Annotated in this window: 20 protein-coding genes; 3 read left to right on the top strand and 17 right to left on the bottom strand. The window is 61.8% G+C overall.

The genetic code is table 11. The annotated features are described in order from the left end of the window. Positions 1-189: 189 nt before the first annotated feature. From IMW75_RS08585 to IMW75_RS08540, 10 genes are all read right to left on the bottom strand, one after another. A complete protein-coding gene (locus IMW75_RS08585) occupies positions 190-1572 on the bottom strand; it encodes a DUF1329 domain-containing protein (protein ID WP_205892370.1) in 1383 nt (460 codons plus the stop codon). Positions 1573-1664: 92 nt separating this feature from the next. Then, on the bottom strand, positions 1665-3347 hold the full coding sequence (locus IMW75_RS08580) for a class I adenylate-forming enzyme family protein (protein ID WP_205892369.1): 1683 nt from the start codon (positions 3345-3347) through the stop codon (positions 1665-1667). Positions 3348-3471: 124 nt separating this feature from the next. Then, a complete protein-coding gene (locus IMW75_RS08575) occupies positions 3472-4614 on the bottom strand; it encodes an acyl-CoA dehydrogenase family protein (protein WP_205892368.1) in 1143 nt (380 codons plus the stop codon). Continuing rightward, on the bottom strand, positions 4611-5816 hold the full coding sequence (locus IMW75_RS08570; RefSeq protein ID WP_045058547.1) for an acyl-CoA dehydrogenase family protein: 1206 nt from the start codon (positions 5814-5816) through the stop codon (positions 4611-4613). Before IMW75_RS08570 ends, IMW75_RS08575 begins: the two co-directional genes overlap by 4 nt. Positions 5817-5880: 64 nt before the next feature. Continuing rightward, positions 5881-7050 (bottom strand): acyl-CoA dehydrogenase family protein, encoded by a 1170-nt coding sequence (locus IMW75_RS08565; protein ID WP_205892367.1) that lies wholly within the window; start codon positions 7048-7050, stop codon positions 5881-5883. A 10-nt stretch (positions 7051-7060) separates the two neighbouring features. Further along, a complete protein-coding gene (locus IMW75_RS08560; protein ID WP_045058549.1) occupies positions 7061-8239 on the bottom strand; it encodes a lipid-transfer protein in 1179 nt (392 codons plus the stop codon). A 17-nt stretch (positions 8240-8256) separates the two neighbouring features. Further along, positions 8257-8676, bottom strand: coding sequence for a MaoC family dehydratase (locus IMW75_RS08555; RefSeq protein WP_205892366.1), 420 nt, complete (start codon positions 8674-8676; stop codon positions 8257-8259). After that, on the bottom strand, positions 8648-9781 hold the full coding sequence (locus tag IMW75_RS08550) for an acyl-CoA dehydrogenase family protein (RefSeq protein WP_205892365.1): 1134 nt from the start codon (positions 9779-9781) through the stop codon (positions 8648-8650). Before IMW75_RS08550 ends, IMW75_RS08555 begins: the two co-directional genes overlap by 29 nt. Positions 9782-9789: 8 nt before the next feature. Next, positions 9790-10758, bottom strand: coding sequence for a bifunctional MaoC family dehydratase N-terminal/OB-fold nucleic acid binding domain-containing protein (locus IMW75_RS08545; protein ID WP_205892364.1), 969 nt, complete (start codon positions 10756-10758; stop codon positions 9790-9792). 56 nt (positions 10759-10814) lie between these two features. Next, positions 10815-11600 (bottom strand): SDR family oxidoreductase, encoded by a 786-nt coding sequence (locus tag IMW75_RS08540; RefSeq protein WP_205892363.1) that lies wholly within the window; start codon positions 11598-11600, stop codon positions 10815-10817. A gap of 140 nt (positions 11601-11740) precedes the next feature. Between IMW75_RS08540 and IMW75_RS08535 the strand changes: the two genes are divergently transcribed. Beyond that, the gene (locus IMW75_RS08535; RefSeq protein ID WP_045058554.1) at positions 11741-12526 is read left to right on the top strand and encodes an enoyl-CoA hydratase; all 786 of its coding nucleotides are present in this window, start codon (positions 11741-11743) and stop codon (positions 12524-12526) included. Positions 12527-12730: 204 nt separating this feature from the next. On the opposite strand, the gene IMW75_RS08530 is transcribed toward IMW75_RS08535, so the two are convergent. The 5 genes from IMW75_RS08530 to IMW75_RS08510 form a co-directional block, all read right to left on the bottom strand. After that, positions 12731-13513: an SDR family oxidoreductase gene (locus IMW75_RS08530; RefSeq protein ID WP_205892362.1), complete on the bottom strand. Its 783-nt coding sequence runs from the start codon at positions 13511-13513 to the stop codon at positions 12731-12733. Continuing rightward, the gene (locus IMW75_RS08525; protein WP_205892361.1) at positions 13510-15210 is read right to left on the bottom strand and encodes an FAD-binding protein; all 1701 of its coding nucleotides are present in this window, start codon (positions 15208-15210) and stop codon (positions 13510-13512) included. The genes IMW75_RS08530 and IMW75_RS08525 overlap by 4 nt, the downstream gene beginning before the upstream one ends. Beyond that, complete coding sequence (locus IMW75_RS08520; RefSeq protein ID WP_205892360.1) at positions 15210-16928, bottom strand: FAD-binding protein; 1719 nt, start codon at positions 16926-16928, stop codon at positions 15210-15212. The genes IMW75_RS08525 and IMW75_RS08520 overlap by 1 nt, the downstream gene beginning before the upstream one ends. 241 nt (positions 16929-17169) lie before the next feature. Beyond that, positions 17170-18750 carry an amidase gene (locus IMW75_RS08515; protein WP_205892359.1) on the bottom strand — a complete coding sequence of 527 codons (1581 nt, stop codon included), beginning with the start codon at positions 18748-18750 and terminating at the stop codon, positions 17170-17172. A 29-nt stretch (positions 18751-18779) separates the two neighbouring features. Continuing rightward, a complete protein-coding gene (locus IMW75_RS08510; RefSeq protein ID WP_045058558.1) occupies positions 18780-20216 on the bottom strand; it encodes a coniferyl aldehyde dehydrogenase in 1437 nt (478 codons plus the stop codon). Between the two features lie 196 nt (positions 20217-20412). On the opposite strand from IMW75_RS08510, the gene IMW75_RS08505 reads away from it, so the two are divergent. Together IMW75_RS08505 and IMW75_RS08500 are read left to right on the top strand one after the other, a co-directional pair. Then, entirely contained in the window at positions 20413-21396 is a 984-nt protein-coding gene (locus IMW75_RS08505; RefSeq protein WP_045058559.1) for a flavin reductase family protein, read from the top strand. Next, positions 21393-22718 (top strand): spinster family MFS transporter, encoded by a 1326-nt coding sequence (locus IMW75_RS08500; RefSeq protein WP_205892358.1) that lies wholly within the window; start codon positions 21393-21395, stop codon positions 22716-22718. The genes IMW75_RS08505 and IMW75_RS08500 overlap by 4 nt, the downstream gene beginning before the upstream one ends. Positions 22719-22773: 55 nt before the next feature. On the opposite strand, the gene IMW75_RS08495 is transcribed toward IMW75_RS08500, so the two are convergent. Together IMW75_RS08495 and IMW75_RS08490 are read right to left on the bottom strand one after the other, a co-directional pair. Continuing rightward, on the bottom strand, positions 22774-24615 hold the full coding sequence (locus IMW75_RS08495; RefSeq protein ID WP_237142247.1) for a potassium transporter Kup: 1842 nt from the start codon (positions 24613-24615) through the stop codon (positions 22774-22776). A gap of 353 nt (positions 24616-24968) precedes the next feature. Continuing rightward, entirely contained in the window at positions 24969-26309 is a 1341-nt protein-coding gene (locus tag IMW75_RS08490; RefSeq protein ID WP_205892356.1) for an MFS transporter, read from the bottom strand. Positions 26310-26641: the final 332 nt, after the last annotated feature.

Raw genomic sequence — 26641 nt, 5'->3', positions numbered from 1 at the left:
TCGACTTGGTCGACAACCGACAATTTAAAAGTCAGCGTGTAATCTCTCTGGCTACGTTTTTCGCCCGTGTTCATTGCACCTTCCTGATAAGAAGCCAGAAGGTGTAAACCTTATTCAGGACGAGACAGAACCAAAAAAAAAGCCCTATCGAAATCCGATAGGGCTTTTTTCATTGCCGCGACCTGGGTGTTACCGCCCGATCGCCCGTGCCGCATCCGCAGTGTACTGGTCCGGCGTGAATTTGCCTTCGTTGAGGATCGGACCTTTCTTCGCCTCGTTGGTCATGCCGTAGCCGGTATATTGGCCGGAGTTCAAGTCCATGAAGAACTGCGAACCAGCCTGCCAGCCACTCATGTCAGGATGGTAGTAATAGTTGACCATGGCGTGTTTCCACAGCTGCCCACGGGCATCGTAGTTGTCGGCCATCACCGAGTTCCAGGTGTCTTCGTCGATGAACAGCACACGTTTGCCATAGACATGACGGAAGCCTTCCTTCAAGTCGGCTTCCACCACCCACACGCGGCGCAACTCGTAACGCATGAAGTCAGGGTTGGGATGATTGGGTGTCAGGAGGTCGGCATACTTGACCGTCCCGGTATTAGGCTTGAACGCGTTGGCCGGGGTATAGATCTCGCGCTTGCCGATCAGTTTCCAGGAGAAACGCTCCGGTGAACCGTTGAACAAACGGTCCTCGTCGACGGTCATGGTGCCGTTGGTGCCGATCATCGGCTGATCGTAACCATAACCCGGCAGTTGCCGCACGCGCCTCGTCGATGGGCTGTAGGACCAGGCCTGACGCGCATCGGTGCCATAGTTGTAGGGTTCATGGGCAATGCTGAGGGTGCCGTTGTCCCGGGCCGGTTTCAGGGTCATGTTGTTACTCATGGCCGAGAGTTTCTCTTCGGTGCGGGAATCGGTGGTGGGTGAGTTGGCCAACGACAGGTTGCGCGCGTAGGCACGACCCCAGCCAATGCTGCCATTGGGCAGGACCGAGGCCAGGTCGGAGGTTTTTTCCTCCGTGTAGGCTCGGGCCGGAAGTTGGTGGTTCCACAACACTTCCACGCCGCTTTTGGGGATCGGGAACGGCACCTGGCCAATCCCGGTGAAACCGTCGCCGTCGTTGACCAGCTTGGCGTGCAACGCGTTGTCCATCGCACGGCGGCAGACGTAATCGGGGTAACGAAAATCCCGATGGCCTGGGTAAATATTCATCTTGTAGGTGGTCGGGTACTTCTTCAGCAGTGCCTTCTGGCCTTCGGTCAGGTGCGCCTCGTACTGGCTCATGTTCTGCGCGGTGATCACCAGGATCGGCTTCTCCGCCGCATAAGGATCAACTGGCTGGTCCCCGGAAAATTTCACATGGTTCCAGCCCGGTACTTCGCCCAGGTACTTGCCGGTGTAGGGTGGAATCGTGCCCTCGGCGTTGCCGGCTTGCTCGGCGCCGACACAGGTCAGCTCCTTGCCCAGCTTGGCCGCTTCCTGAGGTGACACTGCGGCGTGCGCATAAACCATCAGCCCGCTATTGGCTGTGACTGCGACCGCGAGCATGAGACCGGTTCTTGTTATTTTCATGTAATGCCTCCTACGCTGATAAGGCTGTGTGAGATGGACCCATTGTTCGTGTTCTGGCGGCCCCGACATCGTCCGGAAAGACTAAGGTGCAATCAGACGCCCAACTTTTCTTGCAGCTGTGCCTTGAGCACCTTGCCGGTGGCATTGCGTGGTAATGGTTCAAGTACCCGATAGACCTGGGCCGGGACTTTGTAGGCGGCCAGGCGCTCGGCAATGAATGCGCAGACTTGTGCCTCCTGGGGCAGCGTCGAAGCCTGGCCGTGGACGGCCAACCCCACCGTCTCCCCCAGCAGCGGGTCGGCAATGGCAAATGCCGCCGCTTCGAGAACCCCGGGCAAATCGAGGACACACGTCTCGATTTCCGCGGCGGAAATTTTCTCGCCACCACGGTTGATCAAATCCTTCACCCGGCCGGTGATGTAGAGAAACCCTTCCTCATCGAGGTAACCGATATCGCCGGTGTCGAGCCAACCGTCGTGCAGGCTTTGCGCAGTGGCTTCGGGCAGGCTCCAGTAGGCGCTCATCAAGGTTGGGGAGCGCAACCAGATCACCCCACGAGTCCCGGCCACCTGGGGCTGGCCAGGGCTTTCGCCGATATGAATATCGACTATCGGCAGCGGCCAGCCAGCGGTCTGCGGCTTGTACACGAACGGATCACCACCGATGGCAGCGCCGATCCCGTTGCTCTCGGTCAGGCCGTACCCGGCACCGCCAATCACGTCGGGCTTGAGCTTGAGCATGTTGTCCAGCACCCCGGCGGACGAAGCTGCACCTCCCAGTCCAAGACCGAAGAGGCTGGCGGTGTGCTCGCCGCCAAAACGTGGCGAAGCAAGCAGTTGCTGCATCATCACCGGTGCCCCGTTGAACTGGGTGCAACGCTCATCGCGAATGAGGTCGATGGCTTGTTCGACATCCCACTTGTACATCAGCATCAAGCGCCGGCCGCCGCGCAGTGCCGACAGGAACTGCGCATGCAAGCCGCTGACATGGAACAGCGGTACTGCCGCCAATGTGGTAGGTGCATAGCCACTGTTGATCACCACGCCGATACGCTCGGGTGAGCTCATGGCGCAAAACGCACCCTGGAAATCCAGGGCATACAGTGCCTGGCAGATTGCCCGGTGACTGGACACGGCGCCCTTGGCGCGGCTGGTGGTGCCCGAGGTGTAGAGGATCAGTGCTGGCGCGTCAGGATCGATTTCCAGCGTGGGTGCCGGCAATATCGGGGCGTTGATCAAGTCTTCGAATCGCAGGCAGTACTCGGGCGACGAAGCTTCCTGCGCCCCGACGACTATCGTGCCTCGCTGCTCACGGGCCAAATCTTCATGCAGGGTATTTAACCGTGCTTCATCACACACCAGCAGGCGCGAATCGCTGTCTTGCAGCGCGTACTGCAGTTCGTCGCGCAGCCCCCAACTATTGAGCGGCACACACACCGCACCACAGCGCACGATCGCGGCGAACGCCACGAGCCACGCTGGCTGGTTACGCATTGCGATGGCCACGCGCTCGCCGGGCTGCAGTCCGAAACGAGCCACCATTTGCCCGGCCAGTCGATCAACCTGATCGAAGAACTGGTTGAAGGTCAGGCGTTGCGCTTGCCAGACCAGGAATTCACGGTCACCGTGGACCCGACCGGCGTCGAAAACCTGCGTCAAATCGCGCGCGGCGTGCCGGAAGTAACGTGGAGCGCCGTCATCGGACGTCACCACCTCAAACGGCGCACCGGGGGCGATCAGTTGTCGCCACGCGGTTTGCCAGCGTTCAATGCTCATTTGTGTATCTCCAGAACAACCGAGAGACCTGTGGGAGCGGGCTTGCCCGCGAAGAGGCTGGCACATTCAACATCCTCATTGCCTGACACTCCGCGTTCGCGGGCAAGCCCGCTCCCACAGGGTTTCAGGCGTGGGCGCAGTAGCGTTCGCAATGGAAATCCCGATCCCCCAGGCAGCTCTGCGCCACACGAACGCGCTTGAGGTACAGGCCGACATCGAGCTCGTCGGTAACGCCTATGCCGCCGTGCATCTGCACGGCTTCATTGGCGACTTTGAGCGCGGTGTCGCCGGCTTTCCATTTCGCCAGGCTGACCAGTCGAGCACGTGCCCGAGCGTCATGACCGGCGTCATCCAGGGTCGCCAAAGCGGCCATCAGGGCGCTGCGGCTCAGCGCAAGATCGATGTACATTTGCGCAGCGCGGTGTTGCAGCGACTGGAAAGTGCCAATCGGCGTATCGAACTGCACCCGGGTCTTGAGGTACTCCAGGGTGGTTTCGAACAGTTGCTCGGCCATCCCCAACAGCTCCGCCGCGAGGCAGGTGCGGCCGCGATCCAGTGCGGTTTCCAGCACGGCCCAACCCTCATCCAGGTTGCCCAGCAAGGCATCGCTGCCCACGCGCACCTCGTCCAGTCGCAGGCGGGCGCTGTTGCGCGAATCGATCACCCCCAAGGCGCTGACGGTCACCCCCGGGCTATCGGCCGGCACCAGGAACAGACTGATACCTTGAGTGTCGCCTGGCTGGCCGCTGGTGCGGGCCGCCACTACATAGGCATCGGCGCCCAGCCCGTCGATCACCCAGAATTTGTCGCCGTGCAGGCAATAGCCCTGTCCATCGGCCTTGGCCGCCAGGGCGATGTGGCTCGGGTTGTGGCGAGAACGTTCGTCCACGGCCAGGGCCAGGCGCTGCTCACCACCGATCACAGCTTGCAGCCAACGTGTCTGTTGCGCCGAGTTGCCCGCCAGAAGAACCAATGACCCACCGAGTACCACACTGGACAACAGCGGCGTGGCGGACAGATTGCGCCCTACGGATTCGAAGATTGGACCGAGCCCCTTGCAACCGAAATCCAGACCGCCAAAGTCTTCCGGAAAAGGAATCGCGCTCCAACCCAACTCCACGGCTTCACGCCACAGCTGCGGTTCGAAGCCAAAAGCTACGGCCTCATCGCGCAATCGGCGCTGGGCACTGACCGGGCTGCGGGCGGCGAGAAAGTCCCGGGCGCTGTCGGCCAGCAAACGCTGTTCATCGCTATAACGCAGGCTCATGCAGCAACTCCTTTTTTGGCGTCCGGCAAGCCCAGCACGCGCTTGGCGATAACGTTCAACTGGACCTCCGAGGACCCGCCGGAAATGGTCAGCGCATAACTGTTCAACCAGGAGCGGGTCACCGCCAGTTGCTGCTCGCTGAACGCACCACTCTCCCAACCAAAGGCGTGCCCGGCCATGGCATCGAGCAGCACTTCGAACTTGTCGCGCTCCTGCTCGGTGTGCACCAGTTTCATGATCGACATCAGGCCGCCGATGTCGTCGCCGGCCCGCGCCTCCTCACCCATGCGCTGCACGGTCAGGTTGTAGGCCTGTTCATTCATCGCACAGGCCGTGGCCCGGGCCTGCAGGGCATGTTCGCCCTGGGTCTGTGGCGCCGGCACGTACTCGCGCATCAGCGCCAGCAGGTCGAAGTGCGACGGCAGGCTGAACTCACCGAACTTCGACATCGCCTTGCGTTCGTGCTGCAGCAGGTATTTGGCCAGAGTCCAGCCGCCGTTCAACGGCCCGATCAACTGGCTCTTGGGGACTTTCACCGCGTCGAAGAACACCTGGCAAAATGCCGATTTGCCGCTGATCAAATCGATCGGCTGCGGCTTGACGCCGGGGCTGCGCATGTCCAGTACGATCAGGCTGATGCCTTCGTGTTTCGGTGCACTGAAATCGGTGCGTACCAGGGCATACATCCAGTCGGATTTGTCGCCGTAGGAGGTCCAGATCTTGCTGCCGTCGACGATGAAGTGATCGCCTGCATCGCGAGCGGCCATTTTCAGGCTGGCCAGGTCGGAACCGGCGTTTGGTTCGGAGAACCCCTGGCACCAGCGCACTTCACCACGGGCAATGGGAGGCAGCAGATCGCGTTTCTGTTGCTCACTGCCAAACGCCAGCAGCACCGGCCCGAGCATCCAGATACCAAGGTTGATCTGTGGCGGCCGGCACTTGATGCGGCGCATCTCGCTTTCGAGCACCGCCAGTTGCTCGTCACTCAGCCCCGCCCCGCCGTATTCCTCAGGCCACTCGGGACAGAACCAGCGCTTGTCGCGCATGCGTTCAAACCACAGTCGTGCGTCTTCGCACGGAAACTGCGGGTTCTGGCTGCCCCACACGACATCGCCTTCAGCCATACCGGTGCGCATTGACAGCGGGCAGTTAGCCTCCAGCCAGGCACGAGTGTCGTGCCGAAATTGCTCGATAGTGCTCATGAAAGTCCCCTTCGACCCGCGCCGGAACCGGGCCGAGTACGTTTTTGTTGTTGATGGACCAGCGTCAGCGTTGGGTGCGCGGCATGCCGAGGCCAAACTGGGCGATCAGCTCACGCTGGATTTCATTGGTGCCGCCGCCAAAGGTCAGGGTCGGTGAGCTGCGCAACTCGAATTCCAGCTCTCCCTGCAGCAGGGTCGCTGCCGAGCCACTGCGCATTGAGCCGTTGGCGCCGAGGATCCCCGCCAGCTTGCGCAGGATCTCGATGGCCGACTCCGAGCCGAACACCTTGGTGGTCGAGCTCAGCGCCACGTCCATCCGATCGCGGTCCAGGTCGGCAGCAATGCGCATATTGATCAGGCGCATCGCTTCCAGGCGCGCGTAACACTCGGCCAGCGAGCTGCGCACCCAGGCCTTGTCCATCGCTCGACGGCCCTGTTCGTCACAGGCCCGCGCCCACAGATAGACCCGGCGAAACAGCGCCACGACCTTGTCCGACCAGGTGCCAAGGCCGAGACGTTCGTGGTTCAGTTGCGAGGTGATCAACTTCCAGCCGCCGTGCAACTGGCCCACCAGCATTTCGTTGGGCACCCGTACGTTGTCGTAGTAGGTGGCCGTGGTCGGAATGCTCGTGGTGGGGATCAGGGTATGAGAGAAACCCGGCGTCGTAGTGTCGACGATCAACAGCGATATGCCTTTATGCCTCGCCTGAGTCGAATCGGTCCGGGCCGCCAGCCAAACGAAATCGGCCGATTCGGCACCTGAGGTCCACAGCTTGTTGCCATTGACCAGGAAGCCTTCGTCGTCCTGGCGGGCACTGGTTTTGAGCACGGCCAGATCGCTGCCAGCGTCGGGTTCGGAGTAACCAATGGCAAACATGATTTCACCGGCCGCAATGCCAGGCAGAAAACGTTCCTTCTGCAGCTCGCTGCCATGGGCCATCAAGGAAGGGCCGACGGTGCTGATAGTGACGAACGGCAGTGGCGCGCCGGCGATGTTGGCTTCTTCAAAGAAGATCAACTGTTCGGTGGCCGCGTAACCCTGGCCGCCGTGGGCCTTTGGCCAACCGACCGCGAGCCAGCCGTCGCGGCCCATCTGGCGGATGGTCTGGCGAAATAGATCACCGCCTTCCTTGCCCCGCAACTGGTCGCGCATGTCCGGGGTCATCAAGGCCTGGAAATAGTCCCGCACCTTATGGCGCAGGGCATGTTGTTCGGGAGTGAGGTCAACGAACATCTGCTGCTCCTTAGGCTGCGCCGAGAATCAGGCCGCTGGTGGGTACGCCGGTGCCGGCGGTGACTAGTACGTTTTGCACATCCGCCACCTGGTTGACTGCCGTCCCACGAACCTGGCGGACCGCTTCGGCGATCCCGTTCATGCCGTGGATGTAGGCCTCACCCAGTTGCCCGCCGTGGGTGTTGATGGGTAGCTTGCCGCCACGGGCGTGATGCCCGGCGCGGATGAATTCCTTGGCTTCACCCCGTTTGACGAAGCCGAACTCCTCCAGCTGTGGCAGCACGAACGGAGTGAAATGGTCGTAGATCACCGCCGTCTGGAAAGACTCCGGGCCCAGGCCTGACTGGCGGTACAACTCGCGGGCCACCACGCCCATCTCCGGCAGCCCGGTGATGTCGTCGCGGTAGAACGAGGTCATGCTCTGCTGGCCGTGGCTGATGCCTTGGGAGCCAGCCTTGATGGTCACCGGTTTCTGCCGAAGGTCACGGGCGCGCTCGGCGGAGGTAATCACCATCGCCACGGCGCCGTCGGACTCCTGGCAGCAATCGAGCAAGTGCAGCGGCTCGCAGATCCAGCGCGAGGCCTGGTGTTCTTCCAGGGTGATCGGCTTGCCGTGGAAAAACGCCTGGGGATTGGTCGACGCAAAATCCCGCGCGGCCACAGCGATCCGGCCAAAGTCTTCGCTGGTGGCGCCATAGGTGTGCATGTAGCGCTGGGCGAACATCCCGACCCAGGCTGCCGGCGTATGGAAGCCGTGGGGCATGTACCAGCCGTAGTTGACGTTGTCGAATATCGGCGAAGCTGCAAAGCCGTAGTTGCCGGTACCGAAGCGGTACCAGGAACGCTCGTTCATGGCCCGGTACACCACCACCACTTTCGCCACCCCGGTGGCTACCGCCATCGCCGCGTGCATGACCGGCCCACAGGCAGCGCCGCCGCCATGGGGCACCTGAGAGAAGAATTTGACGTCCTTGCACCCCAGCAGACGGGCAATTTCGTACTCCGGGACCTTGTCCACCGAGTAGGAGCTGAAGCCGTCTACCTCCGACGGATCGATGCCGGCATCCTTGAGCGCACTCAAGGTGGCCTCCATGGCCAGGCGCAATTCGGTGCGTCCGGAGTTCTTGGAAAATTCGGTCGCGCCCAGACCAACGATCGCGGCACGCCCGGAAATCGATGAATCAGTCATCTGTGTCTCTCCGGCTGTCAGGGCAGGACCAGCGCGACCGTGCCGGTCACGTGGTTGCCCATGGAATTTTTGCCGCTCAAAGTGATTTCCACCGAGCGGGTGTCCGCATCGACTGCGCTGACGCGGCCACTGAACGTCATGCAGTCGCCGGGATAATTCGGTGCGCCGAGTTTGATTTTCAGTGCGCTGAATTGCGCCAGCGGCCCGGCCCACTGTTCGATGAATCGCTGCACCAGGCCATTGGTGGTGAGGATGTTCATGAACACGTGGGGCGAACCCAGGGCTCGGGCCGCCTCCGCGTCGTGGTGACCGGGAAAGTAGTCACGGGTGGCAATCGCACCACCGTTGATCAGGGTCACCGTGATCGGCACCGCAAGCTGCGGCAGTACTTCGCCGGGGCGCACGTCTTCAAAGCGCTTGGTGTTCTTCGAGGTCATATTTCCATCCCAGCTTGTCGTTATCGTTGAGCCAGTCGCCCAGGCGTTCCAGGTTTGCCGCCGAGCCACCCAAGGCAAGGGACAAGCCGCGACTCCAGTAGAGAAAACGGTGGATCGGGTACGTCAGATCGACGCCGATGCCGCCATGTACGTGCTGCGCGGTGTGACCAATGCGGTGCCCCGCTTCACAGGCCAGCCAGGCAGTGGCCAGCGCTTCACTGGGCGCCGGCATATCGGCATCGATGCGATAGACCAGTTGCCACAAGGTCGTACGCAAGGCTTCGACGGCGATATGGGTATCGGCCATGCTCATCTGCACCGCCTGGAAGCTGCCGATTACTCGTTCGAACTGCCGACGCTCGCTGACGTAGGCCACGGTGCGGCGGATCTGCTCTTCGCTGACACCCAGCTGCAAGGACGCCAATGCCGCTGTGCAGCGAAGTTCAAGCCAGGCGACAGCTTCAGCCGGTAACAGCGAGGTGGCGCTCACGGTCAAACCCTGGATGTGTAAGTCGGCCACCGCTTCGCCGTGGGTCAGCACCGCCGACACCCGTCGTATCTCGGGCGCCGAAAGGTCGAGCAGCAGCAAGCGCGGCTGGTTTTCGGCTTCTACCAACACCAGCGCCGCCTGGGACTGATCACCCAACGCCAAGGCTGCAACCCGGCCGTCGATCAACCAGCCGTCGGCGCAAGCACGGGCTCGCAGTTCGATGCCGAGCGCACTGCTCAAACCATCGACAGACAGACTCAGCAGCACCTCGCCGGATGCCGCCCTGGCAACCCACCCTCCATTGTCGACGGCGTCAAACCGGGCCAGGGTCGCAGCGGCCAGTTGATGACGCCACAAGGGCACCTGGGCCAGGGCCTTACCCTGGGCTTGGAGCACCAGCATCAACTCAGTCATGCCCAGGCCGCTGCCACCGTGCTCTTCGGGGATTGCCAAGGCATGCAGGCCGGTCTCGACACACAACGTCCACAACGGCGCCATCATCGCTTCGCCGCTGGTGTCCCACTGGCGCATGTAGTCATCATGGCAATGGTCGACAAACAGGCCGTCGGCCATTTGCGCAATGGCGCGCTGGTCTTCGCTCAATTCGAAATCCATGGTGGCTCCTATGCCTCTACCGGCCGGAATAACGGGAGGGTCTGTTGGTCATCGAAGGACTGGAACTCGACCTGCAAACGCTGGCCGATCTGCAGTTGCTCGCGCTCGATGCCGACCAGCCCGGCGATCAGGCGCACACCCTCCTCCAGTTCGATCAGGCCAATCGGGTTGGGGTAATCGAACGGCGGCACTTCGGGGTAGTGCATCACCACGAATGAATACAAAGTGGCGCGACCACTGGCCTGCAGGGTGTCCCAGTCGAAGCTGTGGCACTGGATGCAAACGGGGGCCGGTGGATGCCGCAGGGTCTGGCAGGCCGTGCAGCGCTGGATCAACAACTGCCCCTTCTCGCAGCCTTCCCAGAAGAACCGCGTGTCGTCGCTGATTCCCGGCAACGGGCGCTTGGCCTTGACCGGTGCCGCTTCCACCTTGGCTGGAGCCTGGGCGTTCGCCGCACGGAACTTGAATACGCGAAACAGCAACTCGCCCACCGGCTCGTCGCCGCCGGCTTTTTCCACGAAGTGGCTCATTATCAGAGTGACGAAGAAGCCGGTGCCCAGGGCGGTGGTTTTCTCATCGCCAACTGAATCCAGGCGCGTGGTGTAGTAGAGTTTTTCCCCCAGGCGCAGCGGGCGGGTGAAGCTCAGCTCGGAGTTCACCGCCACTGTGGAGGCATAGCCGTAGGCTTCCATTTCCTTGAGCACCTCGTAAGGGTTCTCAGTGGTGGAGCCGGGCGGATAGTTATTGGCGTGCAGGCCTTCCATGGTCCAAACCTGCAACATCGCAGGCGGCGCGATCAGGCCCTCATGTTCGGTACCCAAGGCAAAGCCCGGGTCGGTGTACAGCGGGTTGTCCACGCCCATGACTTCGCACCACTGGCGAATCATCGGGGCATTGACCTCGTCCCAGGCATACACCCGGCCGTACTGGCGCCCTACCAGGGCGCGCACATTGGATAGCAGTTGTGGATCAGCCAAAGTCGTCTCCTTCACATTGAAGGCGGCTACCGAACCCGGTTGCCGCATTAGGTCGATCAGGTGGGCAGAACTTGCGCAGCACCGAGAAACGCCGGGCGTTCACCACCGCCATGCAGCAACAGGTTGCAACCGCTGGCGTAACTGGCCAGCGGTGATGCGATATAGAGGCATGCGTTGGCAATGTCCTCGGCCACCGCCATGCGTGCAGCCGGGATGCCGGCAGAGACAGCATCGATACCGGCCTGCGTGCCGTAGTGCAGATGCGCCTGCTCGGTCAGCACCAGCCCCGGGCTGACTGTAACCACCCGCACCTTGGGGCCCCACTCCACCGCCAACGATTGCACCAACGCCAGCACGCCGGCCTTCGCCGCGCCATAAGCGGCCGTACCTGGCGACGAACGCAGCGCACTGATGCTGCCGATAAAAATGATGCAGCCACCCTGCACCTGTGCCTGCATCAGGCGATTGGCGTGCTGGGCGACATTGAGTGGCGCGATGAGATTCAGCCCGATAATGCTTTCATGAAATCTGGGCGAGGCCGTGGCGGCGTCGGCGGCAGGACTGCCTCCGGCGTTGTTGACCACCACATCGAGGCGTCCGAAATCTCGCTCGATGGTGGCGAATAGTCGTTGCAGGGAATCCTGGTCACGTACATCGGCGGCAATGAAGGTCGCATGCTTGCCTCCCGCTGTCGGCACCTGCTCAGGTTCGCGCCGGGCACAGACAATCACCCGTCCGTTCGCGGCCAGAAATCCCAGCGCGATACCAGCGCCGATGCCCTTGGTGCCACCGGTGATCAGCACCACCTTGCCGCTGTAATCAAGACCCGAATGCAGCTCCATCATGTGCTCCTTTTCTACTGACAAGAGCCACTCTAGGGACGAACCGCAGGCCAAACTACGTCTGAACGGACGATGAAAATTCAGCGCCGTGAACCGGACACTGGCGCCATTGATACCCTCTCTGGTCTTCGAGAATGCCCATGTCCGACTCATCTGCTGCACCGGTTCTGCTCGAACGCCCGCTGCCCGGCGTCGCCCTGCTGCGGCTCAACCGCCCCCAGGCGACCAACGCCTTGAGCCTGGAATTGCAGGCGCTGCTGTCGCGCTATTTCAGCCAGCTGGCAATTGATCCCGAGGTGCGGTGCATCGTCCTTACGGGCGGTGACAAGGTGTTTGCTGCCGGTGGCGACATCACCAGCATGGCCGGGGTCGGCCCCATCGATATCTACAAGCGCCACACCGAGCGGGTCTGGGGGCCGATCCAGCACTGTCCGAAACCAGTGATTGCGGCCGTCTGCGGCTACGCCTACGGCGGTGGTTGCGAACTGGCGATGCACGCCGACCTGATCGTTGCCGGACGCAGCGCGCGCTTCTGCCAACCGGAAATTCGTATTGGCATCATGCCCGGCATCGGTGGCACCCAACGGCTGGTGCGGGCGGTAGGCAAGGTCAAGGCGATGCGCATGGCACTCACCGGGCAACCGATCAGTGCCGAGGAAGCCTGGGTAGCCGGGCTGGTCAGCGACCTGGTGGACGATGACCAGGTCCAGGCCCACGCACTGGAACTGGCACGCGTCATCGCGGCGATGCCGGCGTTGGCCGCCGAGCAGATCAAGGAGGTGATCCTGGCGGGCATGGACGCCCCGCTGGAAGCCGGCCTGGCGCTGGAGCGCAAGGCCAATGCGCTGCTGTTTGCGTCACGGGATCAGAAGGAAGGCATGCAGGCATTTATCGACAAGCGTCCGGCCCGGTTCGAGGGGTACTAGACGCTCGTCTGTCGGCCTCATTTCTATAGCTCTTGCGATCCCCCGTAGGAGCTGCCGAAGGCTGCGATCTTTTGATCTTCCATTCGGCCCTATCAATCCGATCCAGCGCCCAGTCCTCTGTCAGCTCGAAGAACAAAAAATCAAAAGATCGCAGCCTGCGGCAGCTCCTACGGAGTGAACATCAGAAGTGGGTTTCAGGAAGCGCTAGATACTCATCACCATCTGCCCACTATCAACGCGCAACTCTACCCCATTGATCGCCCGGGCTTCGTCGCTTGCCAGGAACAACACGCTGGCTGCCACGTCTTCCGGGCGGCACATGCGGTTCATCGGGTCGCTGTCGATGGTGAGGCGGTTGGGATCGATGCCTTCCGGGAAGCCGCCGCGGGTCATATCGGTGAGTACCCCATCGGGGTGCAGGGTGTTGCAACGGATGCGGTACTTGCGCCGTCGGCACATCACCGCCACCGAGCGCGACAGCGCCGCCACCGCCCCCTTCGAAGCGCTGTAGGCCAGGTAATCGTCGCGCCCGGCCAGGGCCGCGATGGACGACAGGTTGATGATCGAGCCACCGCTGTCCTTCATCAACGCGATGCCTTCGCGACAGCCCAGGAACACGCTGTCGGCGTTCACGCGCATGACTTTGTGCCAGTCAGCCAGACTGGTTTCTTCGATCGATCCGGCGATCAGGATACCGGCGTTGTTGACCAGGATATCCAGGCGTCCGTAGCGCTTGCGCACATGTTCGATGACCTGGCGCCACTGGTCTTCGTTGCTGACGTCGTGGCGGATAAAGGCGGCCGTCGGCCCGATTTCCGCTGCCAAAGCCTGGCCGGCCTCGACGTCCAGGTCGCTGATCAGTACCTGGGCACCTTCGGCTGCCAGCAGGCGCGCGCTGGCGGCGCCGATGCCCTTGGCGCCGCCGGTGACCAGCGCCACCTTGCCGTGAACCCGTCCATTCTTGCTCGTTTGCTCGAGGGGCATCATGGGGTCTCCTGTGCGTGGGTGTTTTGCGGTTGCTGGTTGTATGCGCGGACGACGGCGGCGCCGGCTCGACGGCCGGAGAACACGCAGTCCGCCAGGGACAGGCCACTGATGTAAAGGTGCGACGGTATGCCCAGGGCGCTGCGTCCGGCGGCGTACAAGCCGCTGATCGCCTGGCCTTGCTCGTCCAGCACCGCGCCGCTGCGCTCATCCACGCGCAATCCACCCAGGGTCAGGGCGCCCAGGGGAAATACCGGATTGGTCACGGAGATATCGCAGGCATAGAACGGCCCTTGTTCAATCACCTGGCGCCCACCCTCGGACTTGCCGAACGGCTCCGGCGCCTCGCCACGGGCGGCGGCGTTGGCGGCCAGCACAGAGTCGCGCAGCACGTTGGGGTCCATGGACGTCGCACTGGCCAGCTCAGTCAGGCTCTTGCCCTTGCGCACCTTGAACAGCATCAGGGCCAGGGCCGGAAAACTCTGGAACCACCAGTAGCCGCCGAACAGCGCTTCGCGGATGGCTTTCTTGCGCAACGGCGCATCCAGCACCAGCCACGCCTTGCCCCCCTGCTCTTCCATCAAGGGCTGGCCGAGGGTGGCGCCGTAGACTTCTTCGTTGCAAAAGCGCAGCCCCTCGCGGTTGACCACGATGCCTTTGTGCCAACTGTACGGCGGGTTGATGAAGCGCCACGCCGATACTCGCTCAAGCCCAGCCCCCTGACCACCGACACTGGCACCCAGGCGCAAGCCGCTGCCATCGCAGCCGGTGGCGCCGACCTTGAAGTTGCGCCGGAACTTCGGCGCGTGCTGTTCGAGCAATTGGCGGTTGAAGATGAAGCCACCAGTGCTCAGGATCACCCCGCGGAGCGCCCGCACCCGGCGAGGCTTGGCGAAATCCTGTTCCAGTTGGCAGACCTTCTTGCGCAGTTTGTTGCAATAGCCAGGGACGAAGTTCTGCAGACGTTCGGCGCGGGCGGACAGTCGGGCATGCAAGTGGGCTTGCTTGCTGCCTTTGGGCATGCACCAAAACTCGGCACCCAGTACCTGCCCCTGGGCATCGGTGACCAGTCGTCGCGCCGCCGCCTGCAACAGCGTTCTCGCTCCGGCCTTCAGGCACGCTGCTTTCAGGTGGGAAAAAAGTACCGCCCCGCCCTGCCCCTTGCCCACGGTGCGATGCCCTCGTGGCGCAGGCGGCAAGGGGCCACCGTGGTCAGGCACCAATTCGTTACCCGAGTAATAGAGGAAGTAGCCGTCGGGCGGATAAGAAGTCTTTCCCCCGCCCGGTGGCATCTGGTGGGCGTAGGGCGCGCCGTGGCTTTCCAGCCACTGGAGGTTGCTCACGCTGTCGGCGCAGAAGCGCCGCAGCGTGTCATCGCTGACTACGGAGCGGGTTTCGTGCTTGAGGTAGTCGAACATGGCTTGGGGACTGTCGTTGAAGCCCGCCGCCTGTTGATGGCGCGTGCCGCCACCGGCATAGACCACCCCGCCGCTTTTGGCGCTGGCACCGCCGCCGGTGAAGCGGTCGGCGATCAGCACGTCGGCACTCTCGGCCCGAGCTTCAAGCGCCGCGCAGGCACCGGCAGCACCCCAGCCGACGACCAGTACATCGCATTGTTCGTCCCAGGTTACGCTGTTGCCATCGGCCACCTGCAAGGGTGGCATTACGTCGGTGCTGGGGACGTTATCCGTCATTGACATCACGCCTCCTGCAGCTGACGGGCCAAGTGGTTGGCGGCGACATAACCAAAGGTCATCGCCGGCCCCAGGGTGCCACCGGCTCCCGGGTAGCTGGTGCCCATCACCGAGGCAGAGCAATTGCCAATGGCGTACAAGCCGGCGATGGTCGATCCGTCATCGCGTACCACCTGGGCATGTTCGTTGGTCAACAGACCGCCCTTGGTGCCGATGTCACCGGCGTCCAGGCGCATGGCGTAGTAAGGCCCTTTGCGCAGCGGCGCCAGGCAAGGGTTGGGCTTGATGTTGCAGTCGCCGTAATAGCGGTCGAAGACATTGCCGCCACGGGCAAAGTCGATGTCCACACCGCTTTCTGCGTAGCCGTTGACCTTGGCCACGGTGGTTTCCAGGCCAGCACCGTCGACGCCGATCTGCCGGGCCAGGCCGCTCAGGGTGTCGGCTTTCCAGTACAGGTTGTTGAGCCACTCTTTGCGCAGGCGGCTATCGGGCATGACCTGACCAGGCATCAATGGCCCCATGGCGTAGTTGAAACGGAAGTGCGCGTCGAAGATAACCCAGGCCGGCACCGATCTCCCGTCGGTACTCTGGTTGTCCCGATGCATGGCGTCGACGAACTCCAGATACGGTGCCGCTTCGTTGACAAAGCGCTGCCCCAGACCGTTGACCACGATAGCGCCGGGGAACGCACGCTCGGCGAAGATCCCCCGGGGCTTGTCCTCTCCCGGCACGGCAATGGTCGGCGCCCACCAGGCCCAATCCATCAACGCGGTGGCGGCGCCTTGCGCCATGCCGGCTTCGAGGGCGGCCCCAGTGTTGTTGCCAGGCGGTGTCGCGCTCCAGGCCTTACGGGTGGGCTTGGGCAAGTACTGGTCGCGCAGCGCCTGGTTCTGTTCAAAGCCACCCGAGGCAAGGATCACCCCCAGGCGGGCCTGCAATTGCAGCTCGGCACCGTCACGCATCACCGTGACACCGCTGACCCGGCCGCTTTCGGTGACCAGGCCACAGAAATCGGTGTTGAGCCAAAGCGGTACGTTGCGGTCCATCAGCGAGCGGCGCAGGGAGGCCACCAGCGAACTTCCCAGGGATGCACGGCGGTCCATCTTGCTTTTGCGTCGCCATTTGAAGTCCAGCTTGTAGCGCAACATCAGCTTCATGATCAGCAAGCGCCAGCCGAAACTGCGGGCCATGGCTTTGTGTGCATCGCGCGCAGTCCAGGCGATGCGCCCCATCAGCAGGGTTGAAGGCGACGGTTTGCGCAGGTTCGCGAGTTCCTCGCCCAACAGGCTGGTATCGAAAAACTCCGGGTCCAGTGTTCGTCCACCGGCCAATGCCCCGGGCAGGTGTGGATAGTAATCAGGGTATTTCGCCGCCACCGCGTAGCGCACCCGGCTTATACGGGTGAGCTGTTCGATCATCTTCGGCGCGTTGTCCAGGTATGCGCGCAAGCGAGTTTCGTCGACATGCTCGCCCGCCGCCGCTTGCAGATAGGTCAGGGCCGTTGCGTAGCTGTCATTGCCGTTCATGCGAGCGAAATAGTGGTTGTTCGGAATCCAGATACCGCCGCCGGAAATCGCCGACGTGCCGCCGTACTGGTCGCTTTTCTCCACTACCAGCACCCGCATACCCTGGTCGGCGAGAAACACCGCCGAAGTCATCGCACCTGCGCCCGAACCGACGACGATCACGTCATAGTGGGTCTGAGACTGAACTTGAGCCGTCATTGTTGTTATGCCATTAGCTGAGGTCAGAAAGAAACCGCCGACCACGCAGGGTGCGCTGGCGGAGTGCAGCCCATGATCAGGGCTGCGGGGGGATTGGCTCATCGTCAAATTGGACTAGGGGTTGCCTGTGGAGGCGAGTCAGCTCGCGTTAGCGGTGGATCAGTCGACAGAATGTTGAACTTCAGCGCCCATCGCCAGCAGACTGGCTCCCACAAAGGTGCGGAACTGCAAGGGCGTGGAACTAAAAGGTGGCACGCCTGGCGACCCACGGATGGGCTTGTTCCAGCTGGCTGGACAGGCGCAGCAGCACGTCTTCGCCACCCAGGCGCGCAGTGAACATCATGCCCACCGGCAGGCCGTCGTCACTCTGGCCAAGCGGCAGAGAGATCGCCGGCTGGCCGCTTACGTTGGCGAGTACCGTGAAGCCGGCGCTGCCCATAGCGTTGTGGGCGTAACTGTCCCAGGGCTGGTCCAGGGACAACAGCCCCAGCTTCGGCGTCAGGCTACCGGTGACCGGCGACAGGATCACGTCGTAGCGTTCGAAATGGTGTTCCATGGTCGCGCCGATGCTCTCGAACGATTGCCGGGCGCGGTACAGATCCTCGCCACTGGTACCCTTGGAACGTTCCAGATTCACCAGGGTGATTTGCTCCAGGTCCTGCGCCGTGGCAGCGCGTCCGAGCACCTGCTCACGGTCGTGGATCAAGGTTCGCACGGCCGTCCCGATCACCATGCCATGGGCGCCGAACAACTGGCGGGGATCGACCCCCAGCTCCACCTCGTCGATCTCATGCCCCAGCGCCAGCAGTTGCTTGATGGTCTGTTCCAGGATCGCGGCAATCGCCGGTTCAAGCGGCGCGCCGGTCAACGATTGGCGCACGACAGCCACGCGCAACTTGCCCGGTTCGCGTTGCAACTCGTCTACATAGGGTCGGACCAAGGGCGGGCACCAATACGCACTGCCCGCCTCATGGCCCTGGCCGACATCAAGGAACAGTGCGGTATCGCGCACCGTGCGTGAGACGACGTTGGCCACACTGGCGCCAAACCAGCCCTCGAAATGCAGCGGTCCGCTGGGGGTTCGATACCGGCTGGGCTTGAGTCCGACCAGGCCGCAGTACGAAGCAGGAATGCGGATCGAACCGCCGCCATCGGTGGCATGGGCCACGGGCACGATCCCCGCCGCCACCGCTGACGCCGCGCCTCCGGAAGAACCGCCGGCGCTCATGGCCAGGTTCCAGGGGTTACGGGTCTGGCCCCAGGCCAGGGATTCGGTGGTGGTGGTCAAGCCGAACTCAGGGCATGTGGTCTTGCCGAATGGCACCGCACCGGCCTGCTCATAACGGGAGATCAGGACACTGGTGCGGCTGGCCGGTGGTGAGTCCTTGAACATCCGGCAACCGTTGCTGGTGATGGTGCCCTGCAAGGAAGTGTTGAGGTCCTTGAGCAGCAGCGGCACTCCGGCCAGGGCGCCCCGATTTTCAGTGCCCGCCGCGCGACGCTGGGCCATCAAGGTGCGAGCGTAACCTTCATGCAGCATGTTCACTGCATTGACCTTGGGGTTGGCTTCGTTGTAGCGAGCCAGCGCCGCCGCCATCAGGTCCTCGGCACTCAGTTCGCCGCTGCGGATCGCCTGGCTCATCGCCCAGGCGTCCAGGCCCTGGTAGTCGCTGGCCGAAATCCCCGCCGCGCGGACGTTTGCATAGCGCCCCAGAAGCCCGACGCCAACAGCCACGGCACCGGCCTTGAGTACGCTGCGACGGGGCCAGCCGGCTTCAGGGGTTGTCGAAGGATTGAGCGGTGAGTGTTCGTGATTAGCCATGATAGTGATGACGCCCTGATTGATCATTATTAGTCGGATGTAACACCGGCCAGCATGGCCGCCAGGTAGTGCTCACCGTAGGGCGGCAACAGGCCCCACTCGCGGCGCGGGTCGTGGGCCGAAGCCTTGAACACCGTGCGCATGTGACTGAATTCAAGAAATCCTTCGCGACCATGGTAATGGCCCATGCCCGACGCGCCGACACCGCCAAATGGCGCATCGTGCAGGGCGGCGTGCATCATCACGTCGTTGAGGGTGACCCCGCCGGACAGGGTGTGTTCCAGCACGTGGCGCTGCTCCTGCGCATCTTCGCCGAAGTAGTAAAGCGCCAGCGGACGTGGCCCTGCATTGATTTGCGCGATGACCTGATCGAGGTCGTCATACCCCAGCACGACCATGGCCGGACCAAAGATTTCCTCTTGCATGATCGAGCTCTCCGGGGCCGGATCAACCACCACCCGCAGCGGGCGACGGCGGTCCTGGGTGTCCACGGCCAGGGGTTCGGGCAGGCATTCGACGCGCGCACCGCGTGCCTGCGCGTCCTCGACCAGGCTCTCGACCCGCTGCAGATGTCGCTGATTGACCACTGCTACCACATCCGGGTTGCCCGCTACGGTTGGGTTGAGATCGCGATAGGCGCTGCGCAAGGCTTCAAGGAAGGATTCGAGGCGGGCCTTGGGTACGTGCACCAGGTCCGGGTTGATGCAGATTTGTCCACCATTACTGGCCTTAGCCGCGGCGATGCTGAAAGCGGCCTTGTTCAAGTCGGCGCTGGCAGAGACGATTACCGGCGACTTGCCACCCAGTTCCAGGGTTACCGGCACCAGGTTTTTCGCAGCACTGCCCATTACCTGCCGGCCAATCGCCGTGCTGCCGGTGAACACCAGGTGGTCGAAGGGCTGGCTGCTGAAGGCCTCGCCCAGCTCCGGCCCGCCGTTGACCACTGCAACGACCAACGGATCGAGGTGTTCAGCGCACAGATCCGCCAACAGTCGAGCGGTGCGTGGCACCACCTCCGAGGGCTTAAGGATGGCCCGATTGCCGGCCGCCAGAGCCGATGCCAACGGGCTGAGCAAGGTATACAGCGGAGCATTCCACGTACCGAGGATGCCTACCGTGCCCTTGGGTTGGTACATGACCCAGGCGGTGGCGCCAAGCTGGTCATAAGGGCTGAACATCTGACGGGGTTCGTCCGGCATCCAGTCCTGCAGATGATCGCGGGCATGTTTAAGCGAGGCCAGTGCGCCCAGCACATCATTCATCAATGAGAAACCGGCAGGCCTCCCGCCGAAATCCTGGTCAATGGCCTGAGTCAATGCGGCGTGGTTATGGACCAGCAGGTCGATGACCTGCTGCAGGCGCTGGCGTCGGGTTTCGCCGCTGACTCTCCCGGCACTGGCGAAAGCACTCTTCTGTCGCGCCAGCAGGCTGGAAAGGTCTTCGACGCAAGACGTGGCTGAACTCATTGTTATCCCCTTGCAGGTCGGCTCATTGGCCGTTAAGCGCCCCATGCGCCTGGCGCCACCCTAGCCTTGCGGACATCTGCGCCGCCTCGTCCAATCGGACGAGCCCCTGCAATAGTGTTAGTCCGTTGAGACGATGTTGGGCATTTGCAAACGCCCAATACTGGCCATACGAAAACTCCACTCCATGAGGCCAGTCATGGCAATGCAAAGCATCAGCTTCGATCCCCAGGCATTCCGCGCCGCGCTCGGCACGTTCACCACCGGGGTCACGATCATCACCACCCAGACCGAAGACGGCTCTCCGGTTGGCATCACCGCCAACAGTTTCAACTCGGTGTCGCTTAACCCGCCGTTGGTACTCTGGAGCCTCTCCAAGCAGGCACGCAGTCTGCCGATCTTCAGCAGCGGCAAGCATTGGAATGTGCACGTGCTGTCCACGGAGCAGGAGACACTGTCGGGACGTTTTGCCACTCAGGGCGAGGACAAATTCGCCGAGATCGAACTCGACAATGGCATCAGCGAGGCACCGCTATTGCAAGATTGCACGGCGCGTTTCCAATGCCGCACGGCGTTCCAGTACGAAGGCGGTGACCATGTGATCTTTGTCGGTGAGGTACTCGCCTTCGATCACAGCGACCGCGCGCCGCTGGCGTTCCAAAGCGGCCAGTACGCCCTGGCAACGCGTAAGCCACGCAGCGAACTGCGACTGGCGACCACCCCGCCACCGCCCGAGTGCAGCTATACCGAGGACTTGCTCGGTTACCTGTTGGGACGTGGGCACTATCAAGTGCTGAACGTCTTGCGCAAGCTATTGAACAGTCAGCAGCTGGACGAACAGACGTTTTTTGTTCTTTCCATTCTGTGTATCCGCGACAACCTCACCCTTGAGGAAATCAACACCTTTGTGAACTACACAGGCCGCGAAGTCACGCTGGCCAGCATGCGTTTTCTCGAACGCCAGCGCCTGGTGGCGTTCGAGGGCTCGGCAGAGTCCTTGCGGTTTGTCCTTACGGCCCAGGGCCGCGAAGTTTCGCTGCATCAAGTCGCTTTGGCCAAGGCTGTGGAAGAAGACCTTGCCGTCAAGCTCGGCGCGGCCGACGCTCAAGCCTTGAAGGTGTTGCTCAAGCGCCTGATCGTCGTAAGCGACCCCGGCCTGCCGGATCTGTGGGCACCACGTTGACTGCCCGCGCAGGTTTGTTGCCACCGGCCAGGGTCGGCTGGGGCAGCCATGGCTTGCTGTTGTTGCTGGCGATGGTATTTGCCGACAATTTCGTCGGTCGACAAATACTGGCGGTCATGGTCGAACCGATCAAATCCGAATTTTCGGTCAGCGACACCGCCATCGGGTTGATCTCGGGATTGGCGTTCGCGGCAGTCTATGCACTCATGGGCCTGCCAGCGGGTCGCCTGGTGGACCGCATGCCACGTATACGGCTGCTGGCAATGTCCTGTTTGCTCTGGGCCTTGGCGACCATGGCTTGTGGCCTGGCCGGCAGCTTCCTGGCGCTGGCCTTCGCGCGCATGCTGGTTGCAGTCAGCGAGTCGCCGACAACTTCGGCCTCGCTGTCGTTGATCGCAGACCTGTACCCACCACAACGGCGTTCATTTGCCATCAGTTGCTTTACCGCCGCACCGACCTTCTCCTCGATCATCGGGTTAAGCATCGGTGCCTGGGTGGTGGAGCACTATGGCTGGCGCAGTGCGTTCATTGCCCTTGGGGTGCCGGCGCTGGTGTTCAGCGCCATCCTCGCGCTTTTCGTACGCGACCCTCAACGCGGTCGTTGGGATGTTACACAGTCCCACACCCCTCACGCCCTGCTGGGCATGGGCGCTGAAGCGCGCAAGCTGTGGGCGCTGCCAGCGTATCGTTGCCTGATCCTCGCAGGTGGACTGACCACACTCAGTTCCTATGCCATTGGCATGTGGAACACCAGCTTCCTGGTGCGCTCACACGGCCTGTCCCTGCAACACGCCGGATTGCTGGCAGGAGTGATCTGCGGAATTTCGGCAGGAATCGGTGGTTTGTTCAGCGGGTGGTTGAGTGACCGCCTGTGCCGACGCAATCCACACTGGCAAGTTTCAATCCCGATTTTCGGCCACTTGGCGGCCATCTGTGCGCTGGTTCCCTATCTGCTCTGGTCCGACTCCCTGCTGGTGCGCCTGGGTGATGTGCCGATTCCAACCGCCATGCTCTGGTGCGCGCTTTACGCATTCTTTGCCGTCTGGTGGGTCGCCCCGTCCTACAACCTTGTCACCCAACTGGTGCCGCCCGATCGACGGGGTAGCGCCATGGCATTACAAACCATCGTCAGCACGTTGCTCGGCGTCGGTATCGGGCCACTGGCAACCGGCTTGATCAGCGACATGCTGCTTCCTCTGTTTGGCCACGAGTCATTGCGATATGCGCTGCTGTTGGTGAATCTGCCGGTCATCTGCTCGGTGCTATTGCTGATGCGGACCGCGAGCCATGCGTCAAGCACGGGTTATGGCCACGGGGGTTAAGCTGAGCTGTGCGAGCAATTCGTCCGAAGACCCAGCCAGAGGGCCTTGCCTGTCCTCACATCTCCACCTGAGTCCCCAGTTCGATCACCCTGTTGAGTGGCAATTTGAAGTACTTCAGATTGCTATTGGCGTTCTTCAGCAGAAACGCGAACAGACCCTCTCGCCAGCGTGCCATGCACATGCGCTTCGTTGGGACCACCGTCTCACGGCTGAGGAAATAGGTCGTGCGCATCGGGCTGAAATCCAGCTCATTCAAATGACAAAGACTCAAGGCTGTAGGCACGTCCGGCTCCTCCATGAAGCCGAAGTGGAGGCTGACCCGGAAGAACCCGTCGCCATAGGCTTCAACTTCAAACCGCCTATCTGCACTCACTCGAGGACTGTCCTCGGACACTACGGTGAGCAATACCACTTGCTCGTGCAGCACTTGGTTATGCAGCAGATTGTGCAAGAGTGCATGGGGAACCGCATCGGCCCTGGCCGTCAGGAAAACCGCAGTCCCCTGCACACGATGCGGCGGCTGTGAACGGATACTGCTGATGAACAGCGGCAAAGGCAGCGCGGTCTCATCCAGCCGCTCGACGATGATTTTCCGCCCGCGCTTCCAAGTCGTCATCAAGATAAACAGACCAATACCGGCGATCACCGGGAACGCGCCGCCCTGGAAAATCTTGGGCGCGTTGGCAGCGAAGTACAGGCTGTCGACCAGCAGAAACCCGATCAGCATGGGTATCGCCAGCCACCGAGGCGTTTTCCAAAGGAGCAGCACGACAGCCGAGGACAAGATGGTGGTGATCAACATGGTGCCCGTCACCGCGACCCCATAGGCAGCGGCCAAGGCACTGGACGACTCGAACCCGATCACCAACAGCACGACACCGACCATCAGCGCCCAGTTGACCGTGCCGATGTAAATCTGCCCCTGCTCCTGGCTGGAGGTGTGCTGGATAAACATGCGAGGGACGTAACCTAGCTGGATAGCCTGGCGCGTCAGGGAGAAAGCGCCGGAGATCACGGCTTGCGACGCGATGATGGTTGCCAGGGTGGAGAGCGCGACCATCGGCAGCAGCGCCCAGCTTGGCGCGAGCAGATAGAACGGATTGCGCACCGCCTCCGGGTTCTCCAGGATCAGGGCACCCTGGCCAAAATAATTGAGCACCAGTCCCGGCAACACCAGAATGAACCAGGCGCGGGAAATCGGTTTGCGACCAAAGTGGCCCATGTCGGCATACAGCGCCTCAGCGCCAGTCAATGCCAGCACGACGGCGCCCAAAATCGCCACACCCATTCCCGGATGAACCACGAAGAACTGCACTGCCCAAACAGGGTTAAGCGCTTGCAGCACTTCGGGACGCTGCAAAATACCGTGGATCCCGAGCGCGCCCAATACCACAAACCACAGCACCATAATCGGACCAAACAGGATGCCGATGCGGGCGGTGCCGTGTTTTTGTATCAGGAACAGCGCCACCAGCACGACCACTGACAGGGGCACCACCCAATGTTCTATGCCATCAAAAGCCAGCTGCAGGCCTTCAACCGCCGACAGCACCGAAATCGCCGGGGTAATCATGCTGTCCCCGTAAAAAAGTGCCGCCCCGAACAGGCCGAGCAGCACCAGTACCTTGCTCATGTGGGGATAAGCGCTGGCCGCGCGGCGGGCCAAAGCCGTCAATGCCATGATGCCGCCTTCGCCCTGGTTGTTGGCACGCAGGATGAACAGCACGTATTTGATCGAGACGACCCAGATCAGTGACCAAAAGATCAACGACAGGATCCCCAGCACGCCGTCGTGGTTTACCTGAACGCCGTAGTGGCCGGAAAAGACTTCTTTAAGCGTGTAGAGGGGGCTAGTGCCAATGTCGCCATATACCACGCCGACAGCGGCGACGAGCATGCCCACTCCTGACGTTTTGGATGGGTAATTTTCGTTTGCAACGGTCACTGTCTCACTCAAGGGGCGCTTCTCTCAATCATCGGGGAGTACTGCACGCCTTCCTTGCGCAATGCCTCTGTTCCAGGCCTATCGGAAAGAAAGGCCTGGGCGATTAAAAAATCGCCGCCAGTATCGTGTCCGGCAAAAACGCTGACTGTAAAAAAAACGTAAAAAAATTTCGTCAGCCACCGCCTTTGCAGCGTCACCCCAATGATCGAAGGCGGACAGCATTTCTTCCTGACTGGCGTTGCGCACCCATTTCGCGTCGCTTGGCCAGGTGGGATCAGGGTGCCCATCCCTGGGCGTGAGCTTTTCTACTGCGGTACGGCTTGTTTGGATGAAGTTGCTCGACGGCTCGCAGAGTTCTGGATCAGGAACACCAGAATAGCGATGGCACCAATCAGGCCGGGTACCGCAAAGATGAGAAAGCTCGCCTGTAACGGCAATGAAGAAGCATGCAGTGCGCCCCCCAGCAAGGGACCGATGATGGCGCCGGTCCGACCGATGCCCATCGCCCAACCCAGCCCTGTAGACCGAATGTGCGCAGGGTAGTACTGCACCGTGCAGGCGTTAGCCAGGATTTGCGTGCCAATGGTGCACGCCCCTGCAATGGCGATGAGCAAATACAGGACGGGTAAAGGTGCTTTCAGCGCCAGCAGGCTCAGGGCGATCGCCCCGCAAGTGAAAAAAGCGAACAACACCTTGGCGATTCCAATCCGGTCTCCCAGCCAGCCTCCGGCCACTGCACCGATGATCGCGCCGCCGTTGAGCGCCAACAGAAACGCCAAGCTGGAATTCAGGCCATAACCGGCGGCAGTCATCAGTTTCGGCAGCCAGGAGCTCAATGCATATACCATCAGCAAGCAACAGAAAAACGCCAGCCACAGCATCAGGGTATTCAACTTGCGCCCGTCCTGGAACAGTTGCGCAATGGACACCGTCGTCCCTTTGGCGACCATCGGGTTCAACTGGTCACCGGCGGTGGGTGCATATGACGGCGTAGCGTGTGCCAGCAGTCTTTGGGCCTCGACGGTCTGCCCGGTGCGCAGCAGGAAGTCCATCGACTCCGGCAATTGCCGAATCAGAAACGGCAAGGCCAACAGCGGAATCAGCGCCACATAGAACACCGCCTGCCAGCCCCATTGGGGAATCAGCACCATGCCCAGGCCCGCTGAGAGCATCCCCCCTAGCGAATAGCCACTGAACATGATCGCCACCAGGGTGCTGCGGGATTTCTTCGGTGCGTACTCGTTCATCAGCGCGACCACGTTGGGCATGACGCCGCCGATCCCCAGGCCAGCGATGAATCGGCACAAGGCGAAGGCCTCGGGGCTCCGGGCCAGACCGTTCAGGGCTGTGACTACGCTGAAGATGGCAACACACATCATGATGGTTTTACGTCGGCCTATGCGATCCGACAATGAACCGAAAAACAATGCCCCCAGCATCATGCCCACCAGCGCGCAACTGCCCAGCGCCCCGGCCTGCAACGAACTCAAGCCCCACTCGGCCATCAGTGAGGGCAACACGACCCCATAGATGACCAGGTCATAACCGTCGAAAATGATGATCAGTGCGCACCAGAACAGCACGCGGGCATGGAAGGCACTAAAACGCGCCCCGTCAATCAGGGCCGAGACATCAATCGTACGCATGGCATCGCTCTTCTTGTCATTGTTATAGAGCCGGAGGATCTGTCGCCCCCCGGAAATCGCGCGGTGTCCAATGGTGTTAAGCAGAGCATTGAGCACTGGACATGGGTTCGATGATGGGCAAACCCGCGCCCGTGATAAATGCAGCCAGGTGAATAGGTATTATTTCGAACGTGAATAAACCTCGGACGAAACAAAAGCCCCACTGATATCCAATGGACGCGCCCCTCTGGCACTTGTTAGGCTTTGGCTCTTGCAGCGGCCATTTCAGAGCGGTGCAGACCCCAAGGGTGGGCAAAGATTTACGGCCCTTATGAGCACGCAATCTGCACGAG

The sequence above is a fragment of the Pseudomonas gregormendelii genome (genome assembly GCF_017114825.1).
Classification (GTDB): Bacteria; Pseudomonadota; Gammaproteobacteria; order Pseudomonadales; family Pseudomonadaceae; genus Aquipseudomonas; species Aquipseudomonas gregormendelii.
Note: the sequence above shows the minus strand (reverse complement) of the source record. Positions and strands in the feature narration are given on the sequence as shown.

Coding starts and splice junctions, on each gene's coding strand:
- IMW75_RS08560 (WP_045058549.1), bottom strand. CDS start 8,239: ATGACTGATTCATCGATTTCCGGGCGTGCCGCGATCGTTGGTCTGGGC.
- IMW75_RS08570 (WP_045058547.1), bottom strand. CDS start 5,816: ATGAGCACTATCGAGCAATTTCGGCACGACACTCGTGCCTGGCTGGAG.
- IMW75_RS08585 (WP_205892370.1), bottom strand. CDS start 1,572: ATGAAAATAACAAGAACCGGTCTCATGCTCGCGGTCGCAGTCACAGCC.
- IMW75_RS08530 (WP_205892362.1), bottom strand. CDS start 13,513: ATGATGCCCCTCGAGCAAACGAGCAAGAATGGACGGGTTCACGGCAAG.
- IMW75_RS08490 (WP_205892356.1), bottom strand. CDS start 26,309: ATGCGTACGATTGATGTCTCGGCCCTGATTGACGGGGCGCGTTTTAGT.
- IMW75_RS08575 (WP_205892368.1), bottom strand. CDS start 4,614: ATGAGCCTGCGTTATAGCGATGAACAGCGTTTGCTGGCCGACAGCGCC.
- IMW75_RS08540 (WP_205892363.1), bottom strand. CDS start 11,600: ATGGAGCTGCATTCGGGTCTTGATTACAGCGGCAAGGTGGTGCTGATC.
- IMW75_RS08525 (WP_205892361.1), bottom strand. CDS start 15,210: ATGTCAATGACGGATAACGTCCCCAGCACCGACGTAATGCCACCCTTG.
- IMW75_RS08565 (WP_205892367.1), bottom strand. CDS start 7,050: ATGTTCGTTGACCTCACTCCCGAACAACATGCCCTGCGCCATAAGGTG.
- IMW75_RS08580 (WP_205892369.1), bottom strand. CDS start 3,347: ATGAGCATTGAACGCTGGCAAACCGCGTGGCGACAACTGATCGCCCCC.
- IMW75_RS08535 (WP_045058554.1), top strand. CDS start 11,741: ATGTCCGACTCATCTGCTGCACCGGTTCTGCTCGAACGCCCGCTGCCC.
- IMW75_RS08515 (WP_205892359.1), bottom strand. CDS start 18,750: ATGGCTAATCACGAACACTCACCGCTCAATCCTTCGACAACCCCTGAA.
- IMW75_RS08520 (WP_205892360.1), bottom strand. CDS start 16,928: ATGACGGCTCAAGTTCAGTCTCAGACCCACTATGACGTGATCGTCGTC.
- IMW75_RS08555 (WP_205892366.1), bottom strand. CDS start 8,676: ATGACCTCGAAGAACACCAAGCGCTTTGAAGACGTGCGCCCCGGCGAA.
- IMW75_RS08550 (WP_205892365.1), bottom strand. CDS start 9,781: ATGGATTTCGAATTGAGCGAAGACCAGCGCGCCATTGCGCAAATGGCC.
- IMW75_RS08505 (WP_045058559.1), top strand. CDS start 20,413: ATGGCAATGCAAAGCATCAGCTTCGATCCCCAGGCATTCCGCGCCGCG.
- IMW75_RS08495 (WP_237142247.1), bottom strand. CDS start 24,615: ATGCTCGTCGCCGCTGTCGGCGTGGTATATGGCGACATTGGCACTAGC.
- IMW75_RS08510 (WP_045058558.1), bottom strand. CDS start 20,216: ATGAGTTCAGCCACGTCTTGCGTCGAAGACCTTTCCAGCCTGCTGGCG.